At 73.5% G+C, this 13,750-nt stretch carries 10 protein-coding genes; 2 read left to right on the top strand and 8 right to left on the bottom strand.

Annotated features, from left to right (window positions below; genetic code table 11):
- Positions 1–58: 58 nt before the first annotated feature.
- The 8 genes from AB0P35_RS31095 to AB0P35_RS31060 all read right to left on the bottom strand — a co-directional run bounded on the left by AB0P35_RS31095 (position 59) and on the right by AB0P35_RS31060 (position 11,102).
- On the bottom strand, positions 59–934 hold the full coding sequence (locus AB0P35_RS31095; protein ID WP_363517486.1) for a GNAT family N-acetyltransferase: 876 nt from the start codon (positions 932–934) through the stop codon (positions 59–61).
- Positions 935–1,111: 177 nt separating this feature from the next.
- Positions 1,112–2,272, bottom strand: a complete 1,161-nt coding sequence (ispG, locus tag AB0P35_RS31090; protein ID WP_363517446.1) for a flavodoxin-dependent (E)-4-hydroxy-3-methylbut-2-enyl-diphosphate synthase — start codon at positions 2,270–2,272, stop codon at positions 1,112–1,114.
- 162 nt (positions 2,273–2,434) lie between these two features.
- Positions 2,435–3,739, bottom strand: a complete 1,305-nt coding sequence (locus AB0P35_RS31085) for a site-2 protease family protein (protein ID WP_095874801.1) — start codon at positions 3,737–3,739, stop codon at positions 2,435–2,437.
- Positions 3,740–3,794: 55 nt separating this feature from the next.
- Positions 3,795–5,024 (bottom strand): 1-deoxy-D-xylulose-5-phosphate reductoisomerase, encoded by a 1,230-nt coding sequence (gene dxr, locus AB0P35_RS31080; protein WP_363517442.1) that lies wholly within the window; start codon positions 5,022–5,024, stop codon positions 3,795–3,797.
- Positions 5,025–5,125: 101 nt separating this feature from the next.
- Complete coding sequence (locus AB0P35_RS31075; RefSeq protein ID WP_095874799.1) at positions 5,126–5,533, bottom strand: hypothetical protein; 408 nt, start codon at positions 5,531–5,533, stop codon at positions 5,126–5,128.
- A gap of 111 nt (positions 5,534–5,644) precedes the next feature.
- Entirely contained in the window at positions 5,645–7,087 is a 1,443-nt protein-coding gene (locus AB0P35_RS31070) for an aldehyde dehydrogenase family protein (protein ID WP_363517440.1), read from the bottom strand.
- 213 nt (positions 7,088–7,300) lie between these two features.
- A complete protein-coding gene (locus AB0P35_RS31065) occupies positions 7,301–8,866 on the bottom strand; it encodes a PucR family transcriptional regulator (RefSeq protein ID WP_095874797.1) in 1,566 nt (521 codons plus the stop codon).
- A 142-nt stretch (positions 8,867–9,008) separates the two neighbouring features.
- Complete coding sequence (locus tag AB0P35_RS31060) at positions 9,009–11,102, bottom strand: ATP-binding protein (RefSeq protein WP_363517438.1); 2,094 nt, start codon at positions 11,100–11,102, stop codon at positions 9,009–9,011.
- 228 nt (positions 11,103–11,330) lie between these two features.
- Here AB0P35_RS31060 and gabT point away from each other — a divergent pair, with 228 nt between their 5' ends.
- Together gabT and AB0P35_RS31050 are read left to right on the top strand one after the other, a co-directional pair.
- Positions 11,331–12,671, top strand: a complete 1,341-nt coding sequence (gene gabT, locus AB0P35_RS31055; protein WP_363517436.1) for a 4-aminobutyrate--2-oxoglutarate transaminase — start codon at positions 11,331–11,333, stop codon at positions 12,669–12,671.
- Between the two features lie 394 nt (positions 12,672–13,065).
- Entirely contained in the window at positions 13,066–13,749 is a 684-nt protein-coding gene (locus tag AB0P35_RS31050; protein WP_363517484.1) for a phosphatase PAP2 family protein, read from the top strand.
- Position 13,750: the final 1 nt, after the last annotated feature.

The raw sequence follows: 13,750 nt of genomic DNA, 5'->3' as shown, positions 1-13,750 counted from the left end.
CGGGACGTTACTACTCGGGGGGCCGGTGTGACCTGCGAAGACCGGGATCCGGTGCCGGTCAGAACAGGACGCTCATGAACGCGCCGACCTCGGTGAAACCGACCCGGCGGTAGGCGGCCCTGGCGCGCAGGTTGAAGTCGTTCACGTACAGCGAGACGACCGGGGCGACCTCGCGCAGCGCGATGTCGAGGACGGCCGCCATGCCGGCCTTGGAGAGGCCGGTACCGCGGTGCTCCGGGGCGACCCAGACGCCCTGGATCTGGCAGGCGCCCTCGGTGACCGCGCCGATCTCCGCCTTGAAGAGCACCTCGCCGTCCTCGGAGAAGCGGGCGAAGGAGCGGCCGGTCGAGACGAGCTCGGCGACCCTGGCCTGGTAGAGCAGGCCGCCGTCGCCGGCGAGCGGCGAGATGCCGACCTCCTCGGTGAACATGGCGACGCAGGCCGGCATCAGCGTCTCGATCTCGTTGCGCTGCACCCGGCGGACCAGCGGGTCCGGCTCGACCTCCGCGGAGGGGGCGGTGGCGGCCATCAGCGGCTGGTGGCCCCGGACGTCCCGGGCGGGGCCCCAGCTGCGCTCCAGGAGGGCCCACAGCTCCGAGGTGGGGCCGGCGGGGCCGACGATGGAGGAGCAGCGGCGGCCCTGCCGCCGGGCGCGCTCGGCGAAGGCCCGGACGGCCTCCGACCCGGCCTCGACCAGGACGAGGTTGGCGCCGGCGTAGCAGAGCGACTCCAGCCGGCCGTCCTCGCCGTACCAGCCCCACAGCTCGCCACCGAGCCGCCAGGGATCGAGGCCGACCGCCTCGACCCGGGTGGCGACGAAGGCGTTGGCCACCGGGTTCCGGTGGAGGACCTCCAGGGCCTCGTCGAGATCCGGGGCGTCGAGCACACGGGTGGCCGCCAGGGCCCGGGCGACCTGGAAGGGGCCGGGGAGCATCACACCTCGATCGAGCACAGGCACCTCACTAGACACGCCCCACGGGACTTCTGCCGCACCCTACTCCCCCGAACGCCGCGGCAGGGAACACGAGGGCCGTCCGTACACCCCCGCCGCCCCTGGACGAGGGGCGCGGGGGCGCGGCGGACGGCCCGTGCGGTCAGCGGCGGCCGCCGGTCACTCGGCGGCGACGACGACGGGGGCGCCGGAGGGGGCGCCCTCCTCCTGCATCTGCTCGGCCAGCTTGAGGGCCTCCTCGATGAGGGTCTCGACGATCTTCGACTCCGGGACGGTCTTGATGACCTCGCCCTTGACGAAGATCTGGCCCTTGCCGTTGCCGGAGGCGACGCCGAGGTCGGCCTCGCGGGCCTCGCCGGGCCCGTTGACGACGCAGCCCATGACCGCGACGCGCAGCGGGACGTCCATGCCCTCGAGGCCGGCGGTGACCTCCTCGGCGAGCTTGTAGACGTCGACCTGGGCGCGGCCGCAGGACGGGCAGGAGACGATCTCCAGGCCGCGCTGGCGCAGGTTCAGCGACTCCAGGATCTGGATGCCGACCTTGATCTCCTCGGCCGGAGGGGCGGAGAGCGAGACCCGGATGGTGTCGCCGATGCCCTCGGCGAGCAGCGCGCCGAAGGCGACGGCGGACTTGATGGTGCCCTGGAACGCCGGGCCGGCCTCGGTGACGCCGAGGTGCAGCGGGTAGTCGCAGGCGGCGGCGAGCTGCCGGTAGGCGTCGATCATCACGACCGGGTCGTTGTGCTTGACCGAGATCTTGATGTCGCGGAAGTCGTGCTCCTCGAACAGCGAGCACTCCCAGAGCGCGGACTCGACCAGCGCCTCGGGGGTGGCCCGGCCGTACTTCTCCAGCAGGCGCTTGTCGAGGGAGCCGGCGTTGACGCCGATCCGGATCGGGACGCCGGCGTCCTTGGCGGCCTTGGCGATCTCACCGACCTTGTCGTCGAAGGCCTTGATGTTGCCCGGGTTCACCCGGACGGCCGCGCAGCCGGCCTCGATGGCGGCGAAGACGTACTTCGGCTGGAAGTGGATGTCGGCGATCACCGGGATCTGCGACTTCCTGGCGATGATCGGCAGCGCGTCGGCGTCGTCCTGGGAGGGGACGGCGACCCGCACGATCTGGCAGCCGGAGGCGGTGAGCTGCGCGATCTGCTGGAGGGTGGCGTTGACGTCGGAGGTCAGCGTGGTGGTCATCGACTGGACCGAGATCGGGGCGTCGCCGCCGACCGGGACGTTGCCGACCATGATCTGACGCGAGTAGCGGCGCTTGGCGAGCGGCTTGAGCGGCAGGGACGGAATACCGAGCGAGATCGCGGACATGTGCGCAGGGTTCCCCTGGGTGAGGTCGGTGAGCCGGCCGGGTTGCTCGGGCCGGGCCGGGCGCGTCGATGAGGTCGCACCCGGCACACAACGGTACGGCACGCCCGCGGGCCCCAGCACATCCGGCAGTGCCGGGCCGGGCCGCGGGCGGCCGGGCGGCGGTCAGTTGAGCTTGACCGGGTTGACCACGTCGGCGGCCATGACGAGGACGGTGAAGCAGATGAAGACCGTCGCCACGACGTAGGCGAAGGGCATCAGCTTGGCGACGTCGAAGGGGCCGGGATCGGGCCGCTTGAGCAGCCCGGCGAGGCGGCGGCGCACCGACTCCCAGACGGCGCCGGCGATGTGGCCGCCGTCCAGCGGGAGCAGCGGCAGCATGTTGAACAGGAACAGCGAGAGGTTGATGCCGGCCAGCAGCTGGACGAAAAAGGCGATCTGCTGGGTGGCCGGGATGTCCATCGCGAAGACGTCGCCGCCGAGGCGGGCGGCGCCGACCATGCCGATCGGGTCGTCGGTGGAGCGCGGGGTGCCGTCGACGACGGCGTGCCACAGGCCGGGGATCTTGCCGGGCAGGGCGACCAGCGAGGAGACGCCGTGCTCGGCCATCGAGTACATCTCGTGGGTGGACTCGCCGAGGCTCATCCGGACGACGCCGGTGGTCGGGGTGAAGCCCAGGAAGCCGGCGGTGACCGGGGCGCCCTTGACGGTGCGGCCGTCGCCGTCCACGGGGTTGACGGTGTTGCTGGTGATGGCGGCGGTCAGGGTGAACCGCGTGCCGTCCCGCTCGACGACGATCGGCACCTGCTTGCCGGGCGACTTGCGGATGTCGGCCTGCAACTGCTTGTAGCTGTGGATCTCGTCGCCGTCGAAGGAGACGAAGCGGTCGCCGGCCTTCAGCCCGGCCACGTTCGCCGGGGACTTCGGGGCGTCGGCGGGGCAGGTGTCGGTGGGCTGGCCGGCCTTGACCACGCACTGGCTGACGGTGGAGACGGTGGGCACCGCCATCTGCACGCCCATGCCCATGAACAGGAACAGGAACAGGACCACCGAGAGGATCAGGTTCATGAACGGGCCGGCGAACATCACGATCACCCGCTGCCAGGGCTTGCGGGTGTAGAAGAGCCGGTGCTCGTCGCCGGGCTTCAGCTCCTCGTAGGAGGCCTCCCGGGCGTCCTCGATCATGGTGCGCCAGGGCGAGCTGCTGCGCTTGGTGATCCGGCCGTCCGCGCCCGGCGGGAACATCCCGATCATCCGGATGTAGCCGCCGAGCGGGATCGCCTTGATGCCGTACTCCGTCTCGCCCTTCTTGCGGGACCAGACGGTCGGGCCGAATCCGACCATGTACTGCGGGACGCGGATCTTGAACAGCTTGGCGGTGGAGAGGTGCCCCAGCTCGTGCCAGGCGATCGAGAACAGCAGCCCGACCACGAAGATCAGGATGCCCAGCACCCACATCAGATTGTTCACCGCTCGCCCTCCGCCATGCCGTCGCCGATCCGCTCGCCGTCCGTGGTGCCGTCCGTCAGCCCGCCGCCAGCTCGCGGGCCCGGGCGCGGGCCCAGTCCTCCGCCTGGAGGACGTCCGCGACCGTGAGCGAAGTTCCCCGCGCGGGGGTGCCGTGCTCGGCGACGACCTTCGCCACAGTGTCCACGATCCCGGTGAAGGGCAGGCGGCCGCCGAGGAAGGCGTCCACGCACTCCTCGTTCGCCGCGTTGAAGACGGCGGGGGCGGTGCCGCCGAGGCCACCGACCTCGCGGGCGAGCGCGACGGCCGGGAAGGCCTCGTCGTCGAGCGGGAAGAACTCCCAGGTCGCGGCCTTCGTCCAGTCGCAGCCGGGGGCGGCGTCCGGGACGCGGTCGGGCCAGCCGAGGCCGAGCGCGATCGGCATCCGCATGTCCGGCGGGCTGGCCTGGGCGAGGGTGGAGCCGTCGGTGAATTCGACCATCGAGTGGACGACCGACTGGGGGTGCACCACGACCTCGATCCGGTCGAAGGGCACGTCGTAGAGCAGGTGGGCCTCGATGACCTCCAGGCCCTTGTTGACCAGGGTGGCCGAGTTGATCGTCACCACCGGGCCCATCGCCCAGGTCGGGTGGGCCAGCGCGTCGGCCGGCGTCACCCCGGCCAGTTCGGCCCGGCTGCGCCCGCGGAACGGGCCGCCGCTGGCGGTCACCACCAGCTTGCGGACCTCGGCCCGGGTGCCGCCCGCGAGCGCCTGGAAGAGCGCGGCGTGCTCGGAGTCGACCGGCACGATCTGGCCGGGCGCGGCGACGGCCTTCACCAGCGGGCCGCCGACGATCAGCGACTCCTTGTTGGCGAGCACCAGCACCCGGCCCGCCTCCAGCGCGGCCAGCGTCGGCCGCAGGCCGATCGAACCGGTGATGCCGTTGAGCACGGAGTGGCACTCCATGGCGGCCAGCTCGGTCGCGGCGTCCGGACCGGCCAGGATCTCCGGCAGCGGACGGCCTGCGGCGCCGGCCTCGAGTGCCTCGCGCAGCGCCGGGACGGCGCTCTCGTCGGCCACCCCGACCGCGCGCACACCGAGGCTCAGGGCCTGCTCGGCGAGCAGCCCGACCCGGCCGCCGTTGGCGGACAGCGCCACCACGCGGAAGCGGCCGGGGTTGCGCAGCACCACGTCGATGGCCTGGGTGCCGATCGAGCCGGTGGAGCCGAGGATCACGAGCTCCCTCGGGCCGTCCGGGTCCTTGACCGCCGGGGTGAAACGGAGCTGGGGGTGGGCGAGCGAGTTCATGCCCCCCATTGTGTCGTGCGGTGGGGCCTGTGTTGTGCGGCGGGCGGCTGTTGCGCGGCGGGCCCGTCACCGGGTCGCGGCGTGCGGGGTGCTGCGTGCGGCTACTTCCAGGCCCAGATCTTCCCCACCGCCTTGCCGTCCGCGGCGACCTCCCACTCGAAGGCGCCCGCGACGCCCCTGAGGTCCGCGAACTCGGGCGAGTCGCTGCTGTAGACGATGGTGCCGCGCCAACTGGTGCCGCCGCCCTCGGTGAAGCGGCCGACCCCGCCGCCCTGCCAGGAGGCGTGCGCGCCGGTCGGGCTCATGATGACGCCCTGCCCCTCGCCGTACAGGGTGCCGTCCGGGCGCAGCCGTCCGGTGTAGCTGCCCATGTCGTTGATCGTGACGCCGAGCAGTTGGCCGGTGCCGGTGAACGAGGTCTCCACGACGGGCGGCAGCCCGTGGTCGCTGCGGACCACCCGCTGACCGGTGACCTGTGCCTGTTCCTCTCCGATGAGGTCGCCGAGCATGGTCGACCTCCCTTCCTCCCTTTCCGGACTACGCCCCCTCCGGGGGGCTGTCAAGGCAGGGAAACGCCCCGCCACCGGGAAGCGGTGACGGGGCGTCGGGTCGGCAGGACGTCAGAGGTCCAGGCCGGTGAGCACCAGGACGCGCTCGTAGGTGAAGTCCTCCATCGCGTACTTGACGCCCTCACGGCCGACGCCGGAGTCCTTCACGCCGCCGTACGGCATCTGGTCGGCGCGGTAGGACGGCGCGTCACCGATGATCACACCGCCGACCTGGAGCTCGCGGTGGGCGCGGAAGGCGGCCTGCACGTCGCGGGTGAACACGCCGGCCTGGAGGCCGAAGGCGGAGTCGTTGACGGCGGCGAAGGCCTCGTCGGTGGAGTTCACCCGGTGCAGCGAGAGCACCGGGCCGAAGACCTCGGCGGTGGCGAGGATCGCGTCGTCGGAGAGGTCGGCGACCACGGTCGGGGCGTAGGTCGCGCCCTCGCGGATGCCGCCGGTGAGCACCTTGGCGCCCTTGGCGACCGCGTCGTCCACCCAGGACTCGACGCGCTTGGCGGCGTTCTCGTCGACCAGCGGGCCGACGTCCACGGCGTCGTCCGCCGGGTCGCCGGTGACCTGGTCCTGCACCTTGGCGACGATCCTCTCGACCAGCGCGTCGTAGACCGAGGCGTCGGCGATCACGCGCTGCACCGAGATGCAGGACTGGCCGCCCTGGTAGTTGGAGAACATCGCGATCCGGGTGGCCGCCCAGTCGAGGTCGGCCTCGGAGTTCCAGTCGGCGAGGACCACGGCTGCGGCGTTGCCGCCGAGCTCCAGGGTGACGTGCTTGCGCGGCACCGAGTCCATGATCTGGTAGCCGACCTTGTCGGAGCCGGTGAACGAGATGACCGGCAGCCGGTCGTCCTGGACGAGGGCCGGCATCTTCTCGTTGGGCACCGGCAGGACGCTCCACGAGCCGACCGGCAGGTCGGTCTCGGCCAGGATCTCGCCGAGGACGAGCGCCGAGAGCGGAGTGGCCGGGGCCGGCTTGAGGATGATCGGGGCGCCGACCGCGATCGCCGGGGCGACCTTGTGCGCCACCAGGTTCAGCGGGAAGTTGAACGGGGCGATGCCCAGCACGACGCCCTTGGGGAAGCGGCGCACCACCGCGAAACGGCCGGCGCCGCCCGGGTCGGTGTCCAGACGCATGGTCTCGCCGTTGGTGCGGCGCGCCTCCTCGGCGGCCCAGCGGAACACCGAGACGGCCCGGCCGACCTCACCGCGGGCCCACTTGATCGGCTTGCCGTTCTCGGCGGTGATCAGGCGGGCGATCTCCTCGGTGCGCTCGGCCAGCCGCTTGGACACGTGGTCCAGGGCGGCCGCGCGGACGTGCGCGGGGGTCGCGGCGAAGGCCGGCGCGGCCGCGGCGGCGGCGGCGACCGCCTCCTCGACCTGCGCGTCGGTCGGGACGCTGACCTTGCCGACCAGGCTGCCGTCGAACGAGTGGCGGACCTCGAAGTCCGACTCGCCGCTCGCCCGGCGGCCGGCCAGCCAGAACTCATGGGTGGTGGTCACGGTCGTACCGGCCCTTCTCCTCGATTGGTGGACACCAGCCCACGGTAGGGCGGCCGGAACACCAACCGGATTGGACACCGCGGAGTGGCCGCCGCGGGCCGTCGTACACATTGGCGCGTTGTGCTCCGGTGCGGCGGCACAGTGTGCCCGGGCGCGGCCGGTTCACCCGCCGCGGACGGTCACGCACAGCGGCCGATCACACCCAGCGGCCGGTCACTCCTCGCCGGCGCGCAGGGCCAGCCACAGCTCCATCCGGACGTCGGTGTCGTCCAGCGAGCGGCCCAGCAGCTCCTCGACCCGGCGCATCCGGTAGCGCAGGGTGTGCCGGTGCACGCCGAGGTCGGCGGCGGCCGCGTCCCACTGGCCGTGCCGGGACAGCCAGGCCCGCAGACTGGCCACCAGGTCGCCGCGGGCCGTCCGGTCGTGCTCGCGCAGCGGCCGCAGCAGCCCCTCGGCGAAGGCCGTCACCGCCTCCTCGCCGAGCAGCGGCAGCAGCGACCCGGCGCCGACCTCCTCGTGGTCGACCGAGCGGCGGCCGCCGCGCAGTGCCACCGCGAGCGCCCGCTCGGCCTGGGCGTACGCCGTGCCGGCGTCCTCCAGCGCGGTCGGCGCGGAGACGCCGATCGCCAGGCCCTCGTGCTCCTCGACCGCGCCCAGGCAGGCCCGGTGGGCGGCGCCGTTGTCCTGGGCGAGCACCAGCAGGCGCGGCCCGTGCGGGCCGTCCTCCCGGGAGACCAGCAGCCGCTCGCCGACCCGGCCGCCGGCCTGCTCCGCCCGGTCGCCGAGCTCGCTCAGCGTCTCCGCGGCCTCCGGGCCACTGCCCGCGCCGGCCACCAGCACCCGGGCCTCGCCGTCCGGCAGACCGCCGAACAGGCCTGCCGACACCTGCCGGGCGGTCGCCACCTCGCCGGCCAGCACCATGTGCAGCAGCGCGGCGCCCATCCGCTCCTCGGCCTCCCGCAGCTCCCGCGAGCGCTCCAGGGTGAGCGTCAGCAGCGCCACCGCCGCGTTCAGCACGTACCGCTCGGTCGGCGTGATCCGGTCCTCGGTGCCCACCGCGAGGAAGCCCCGCGGGCGGCGGTCGGCGCCCAGCGACTGCACCACCACGAAGTCCTCGTCGGCGGTGTCGATGCCGGGCGAACGGCCCTGCAGCGCCGCGCTCGACGGCGCGGGACGTCTGCGCAGCCGGTCCACCTCGGCCGCCAGCCGGCCGGCCCGGCGGGCCGCCCAGTCCGGCGCGACCGCGGACAGCGCGCCCGAGCCGTCGTACAGCGCCGCCCAGCCGCCGAGGCGGGCCGCCAGCCGGCGCACCACCGCCGTCGTGCCGTCCTTGCCGAGCGCCGCCCGGGTCAGCTCCTCCTGCGCCTCGAAGCTGGTGGTCACCGCCTCGTACTGCTCGGCCGCGAGTGCGGCGGACACCGCCTTGCTGATCGCGATGAACGGCGTCGCCTCCGGGACCCGCAGCAGCGGCAGCCCGCGCTGCGCGGCGGCCTCGACCAGCGCCTGCGGTACCTCGGTGTGCGACAGGCCGACACCGAGGCCCAGCCCGACCACCCCGGCGTCGGCCAGCCGGTGCACGTACGCCTGCAGCCGGGACGCGGTCTTGCCCAGCTTGATGCCGGTGGTGAGCAGCAGCTCGCCGCCCTCCAGGAAGGGCGTCGGGTCGTCGAGCTCGCTGGTGTGCACCCAGCGGACCTGGCGCTCCAAGTGGTCCGAACCGGCCAGCACGGTCAGATGGAGCGCACTGTTGCGGACGACGGAGGCGAGTGTGGGGGGCATGGCACCTTCGCTGGTACGACACGGTCGCGCCGTTGCGACCGCGCAGGTGAGGGGTTCGGGGGGCTTCCTCCATTATGTACGGCCCGGACAAGCGGCAGCACGGAATCCTCCGCCGCGGAGTCCGGCCCCCGCTCCCCGGCGGTCAGTCCCGCAGATCCACCAGCAGCGGCGGGACCTGCTCCCCGTCGACGGTCGTCAGCGACACCACGGCGTGCCCGCTCGGCAGCGCGTGCGCCAGGTCGGACGGCGACCAGCGGTGCCGCTCCACGTCCCGGGTGGTCACCGACTCGGTCTGCGCGGTCGTCCCCGAGAGCGCCTTGCGGCCCGCCCGGGCGGCCTTGCGCACCAGGCCCCCGGAGGTGTCCGGGGTGTGCGTCACCGCGGTCTCGGTCACCAGGTGGGTGCCCCAGGCCTCGGAGAACAGCCGGCCGTCCCAGGGGGCGATCCCCGGGAAGGCCATCCGGCAGCCCACCGCACCGAACAGCGGCGCCCGCAACGGCTCCGGCAGGTCCACCAGGGTGCGCAGCAGCAGCACCGCGCCCGCGTTCGCCCCCCGCATCCGCTGCAGGCCGCGGACGATCTGCGCGTCCACCGCCGCCGAGGCGTCGTCCACCACCAGGCCGGCGAACAGGGAACGCTCCGCCCGCGCCGACGCGGCCTGCACGAACTGGGCGACCACCAGCCGCGACAGCATCCGGGCGACCTCGGGGTGGCTGCGCTCCGGCAGCTTCACGCGGACCCGCAGCGGATGCTCCAGCGCCCGCATCGCGAACGGCGGCAGCGCGTCCGGCCCGCCCGCGAAACTGCGCGCGAAGGCCGGACGGTCCAGCAGCGCCAGCCGGTCCGCGAGCAGCGTGCCCGGGTCGTCGACCCGGCCGTGCCGGCTCTCGCGGTGCTGCAGGTCGCCCTCGTGCACGGCCAGCAGCCCGCCGGCCTGCAGCGCCTTGCGCAGCACCGCCCAGGCGTCCGGGTCGCCGCCGAGCAGCGCCCGCAGCTCCCGCACCGCCGGATAGCGGCCGTGTGCGGCGTGGAACGGGCCGACCACCTGCTGCAGCGCGGTGCGGGCGGCCTCGGCGCGGGCCGCCAGCTCGTCCGGGAGCAGCGCGTCGGCCAGCCGGGCCGCGGCCTCGTCCGGGTCGGCGGCGGCGCCGTACAGGTCCAGGCCGTACGGGGACTCCGGGTCGCCCGGCGCGATCACCACGTCGTACCAGGCGTCCGGGCCGAGGTCGGCCTCGGCGGCGCCGATCACCACCGCGCAGGCGGTGCCGGCCAGCGCCTGCAGGCAGAGCGCCTCGGCGACCGGGCGGGCCAGCCGGGCGGTCTTGCCGGTACCGGCCGGGCCGACCGCCAGCAGGGAGGTGCCGAGCAGCTGCGGGTCCAGTGCGAAGCCGGCGCTGCGGTGGGCGGGCGGGTTCTTCACCACGTTCTGCGCGGCGCCGAGGCGGACCTGACGGGTCAGCAGGTCGTGGCGGCCGGCGCGGCCCGGCAGGTCGCGGGCCTCGGAGGGGTGGGCGCAGGCGGCGGCGCCGCGCACCTCCACCTGCTCGGCGAAGGCCGGCAGCAGCTCCGGGTCGGCCAGCACCGTCTCCCAGGCGTGCCGGATCCGGGCGTAGTCGACGTCGCCGACCGGCTCGGCCTCCAACCGCCGCGCCGCCTGCGGCGCCACACCCCGCAGGCCGTGCCAGGGGTCGGTGTCCGGTTCCTGGCCGGGGGACCCGGTGTCGGCCGGGGCCTCCTCCTGGGTCACCGTGCGGGCGAGCAGCGGCTTGGCGTAGCGGCGGTAGATCTCCTTCCAGCGGCCCATGCGGCCGAACAGCCGGATGACGACGGCCAGCAACAGCACGTTGACGATCAGTGCGATCAGGTCGCGCTGGCCGGCCGGCACGACGTACTGCACGCCGCCGTGGCCGTCCGACAGCCGGGTGCCGATCTCCAACCGGTTCACCACGTACGCCAACAGGTTCAGGCAGAGAGCGCGCCCGTAGACGAACGCCAACCATGCCACCGCGAGGTTGAGGGCGGCGCGGAGGAGGAGGGGGCGGGCGGAGACGGCGGCCTGTTCGGCGCGGGTCTCGTCGTGGGGGTGGTGGCCGAGGCGGAAGATGCCCGGCGGGGTGTCGGGGCGGGGTTCGGTGGCCCATGCGGCGAGGTCGAAGGGGAGGGTCCGCTGCGGGGGGACGGTCGATGTCCGCTGCGCCTGTGGCGTCTGCCGCCCCCGAGTGCCGTCCAGTTCCATCCCGGCCCCACTCCCTGTCCCACCACCGGCATTGCCATACCCATGCCACCGGTCCGGCGACACGCCCGCGCTCAATGTAGTGGAGCAGGGGCGCGCGTCCGGTGAACCGGGCGCGCTGGCCGCGCCGGACAATTCGGACGGCTCACTGCTCCCGAGTGGCGCATGCTCGGGTTGCGGGCGCGGTCGTAGCCTTCGAGGACCGAGCACTGAGATATGGAGAAACCCGCCATGAGCGCTGCAACCCCGCTCCTGCAGGAGCGCCGCCTGGTCACCTCGATCCCCGGCCCGAAGTCGCAGGAGCTGCAGGCTCGCAAGCTCGGTGCGGTGGCGGCGGGTGTCGGCACCACCCTCCCCGTGTACGTGGCCCGTGCCAACGGCGGCGTACTGGAGGACGTGGACGGCAACAGCCTGATCGACTTCGGCTCCGGCATCGCCGTGACGAACGTCGGCAACAGCGCCGAGGCGGTCGTCGCCAAGGCGTCCGAGCAGCTGGCCGCCTTCACGCACACCTGTTTCATGGTGACCCCGTACGAGGGCTACGTGGCCGTGGCCGAGCAGCTGAACGAGCTGACCCCGGGCGACCACGAGAAGCGCACCGCGCTGTTCAACTCCGGCGCCGAGGCCGTCGAGAACGCGGTGAAGATCGCCCGCGCGTACACCAAGCGCACCGCCGTCGTGGTGTTCGACCACGGCTACCACGGCCGCACGAACCTGACCATGGGTCTGACGGCGAAGAACATGCCGTACAAGCAGGGCTTCGGTCCGTTCGCGCCGGAGATCTACCGGGTGCCGGTCGCGTACCCGTACCGCTGGCTGACCGGTGCGGAGAACTGCGCCGCCGAGGCCGCCGCTCAGGCGATCGACATGATCAACAAGCAGATCGGCGCGGAGAACGTCGCGGCGATCATCATCGAGCCGATCCAGGGCGAGGGCGGCTTCATCGAGCCGGCGAAGGGCTTCCTGCCGGCCATCGTGGAGTACGCGAAGGCGAACGGCATCGTCTTCGTCGCGGACGAGATCCAGACCGGCTTCTGCCGCACCGGCCAGTGGTTCGCCTGCGAGGACGAGGGCGTCGTCCCGGACCTGATCACCACCGCCAAGGGCATCGCCGGCGGTCTGCCGCTGGCGGCCGTCACCGGCCGCGCCGAGATCATGGACGCCGCGCACGCCGGCGGCTTGGGCGGCACCTACGGCGGCAACCCGGTGGCCTGCGCCGCCGCGCTCGGCTCGATCCAGACCATGAAGGAGCTGGACCTCAACGCCAAGGCGCAGCGCATCGGCGAGATCATGCTGGGCCGCCTGCGGGCGATGCAGGAGAAGTTCGACGTGATCGGCGAGGTCCGCGGCCGCGGCGCGATGGTCGCGATCGAGCTGGTGAAGTCGGGCGGCAAGGAGCCCAACCCGGAGGTCACCGCCGCGGTGGCGAAGGCCTGCCACGCGCAGGGCCTGGTGGTGCTGACCGCCGGCACCTACGGCAACGTGCTGCGCTTCCTGCCGCCGCTGGTGATGCCCGAGCACCTGCTCACCGAGGGCCTGGACATCATCGAGGGCGCCTTCGCGGGCGTCTGACGGTCCCGGGGCGGTGGACAGCGCCCCGTTGCGAGCGGCCCGGTCCGACCAGGACCGGGCCGCTCCGTGTTCTCCGCACCCCGGCCCGCGGGGGGGCGGACGCGGGACGGGCACCGGCGCGTGGAGGTTGTACTCCCGGTGGTGAAGATGCTGTGCGAAACCGCTTGCGCACCTCCTGCGCGGCACTGCCTTTGACGTACTGTCATGACAGATGGACAGCGAGCCGCAACCCTTAGCGACATCCTCGGCCGCCCCGGCAATGGCGGCTGAACATCCAGACCGATCGACCGACCGCCCGGCCCACACCCCCCGGGTCGTGCGGAGCGGCGATCACCTCGGCCGCCCCGGAGCTCTCCCCCCTGCTCCGGGGCGGCTTTCGTCTGTTGTCGTGCCCATGATGCCCATGGTGCTCGTGGTGCTGCTGGTGCTGATCTCCTGGCAGGTCGCGGCGGACGGGCCACTGCTCGGGCTGGACACCGGAACGCGACACGCCGTCCACGAGCTGCGGCACGCGTTCCGCAGCACGCTGCTCAACCATCTCGGCGCCGGCCTGTCCGATCTGGGCGGCGCGGTGCCGGCCGTTCCGGTGCTGCTGGCCGCCGCGGCGCTGGCGGCGGAGCGACGGCGGCGGAGCGACGCACCGGCGCGCTGGTGGCTACCGGTCCCGCTCGCCGTGGCGGCCGCCGCGCTGGTCCCGCTGCTGGTGGTGCCGGCCAAGGCGTGGTTCGCCCGCCCCGGTCCGTACGGGCTGCCGCTCGCGCCGGACCAGTGGGGCTGGTACCCGTCCGGGCACACCGCGACCTCGGCGATCGCCTACGGCACGGCGGCGCTGCTGCTGGGCGGCACGCTCGGGCGCGACGCCCGTGTCGCGCTGTACGCCTGCACCGCGATGCTCTGCCTGGGAGTGGGGGCCGGTCTGGTGTGGAGCGACTACCACTGGCTGCTGGACGTGCTCGCCAGCTGGTGCCTGGCCGGCCTGACGCTGTGGGCGGCGGTCCCGCTGATGGACCGTGTACTGCCCCGCGTGCCGGCGGACGGGGGCGGCCCGCCACCGCGGTGGGAGGCGGGCCGCGGCTGAC

The organism is Kitasatospora sp. NPDC085879, from assembly GCF_040686255.1.
In the GTDB taxonomy this organism is placed as follows: Bacteria; Actinomycetota; Actinomycetes; order Streptomycetales; family Streptomycetaceae; genus Kitasatospora.
Note: the sequence above shows the minus strand (reverse complement) of the source record. Positions and strands in the feature narration are given on the sequence as shown.

What these genes read in the sequence shown, in the direction of transcription:
- ispG (WP_363517446.1), bottom strand. Translation starts at nt 2,272, where the DNA reads ATGTCCGCGATCTCGCTCGGTATTCCGTCCCTGCCGCTCAAGCCGCTC.
- gabT (WP_363517436.1), top strand. Translation starts at nt 11,331, where the DNA reads ATGAGCGCTGCAACCCCGCTCCTGCAGGAGCGCCGCCTGGTCACCTCG.
- AB0P35_RS31075 (WP_095874799.1), bottom strand. Translation starts at nt 5,533, where the DNA reads ATGCTCGGCGACCTCATCGGAGAGGAACAGGCACAGGTCACCGGTCAG.
- AB0P35_RS31065 (WP_095874797.1), bottom strand. Translation starts at nt 8,866, where the DNA reads ATGCCCCCCACACTCGCCTCCGTCGTCCGCAACAGTGCGCTCCATCTG.
- dxr (WP_363517442.1), bottom strand. Translation starts at nt 5,024, where the DNA reads ATGAACTCGCTCGCCCACCCCCAGCTCCGTTTCACCCCGGCGGTCAAG.
- AB0P35_RS31050 (WP_363517484.1), top strand. Translation starts at nt 13,066, where the DNA reads ATGATGCCCATGGTGCTCGTGGTGCTGCTGGTGCTGATCTCCTGGCAG.
- AB0P35_RS31095 (WP_363517486.1), bottom strand. Translation starts at nt 934, where the DNA reads ATGCTCCCCGGCCCCTTCCAGGTCGCCCGGGCCCTGGCGGCCACCCGT.
- AB0P35_RS31060 (WP_363517438.1), bottom strand. Translation starts at nt 11,102, where the DNA reads ATGGAACTGGACGGCACTCGGGGGCGGCAGACGCCACAGGCGCAGCGG.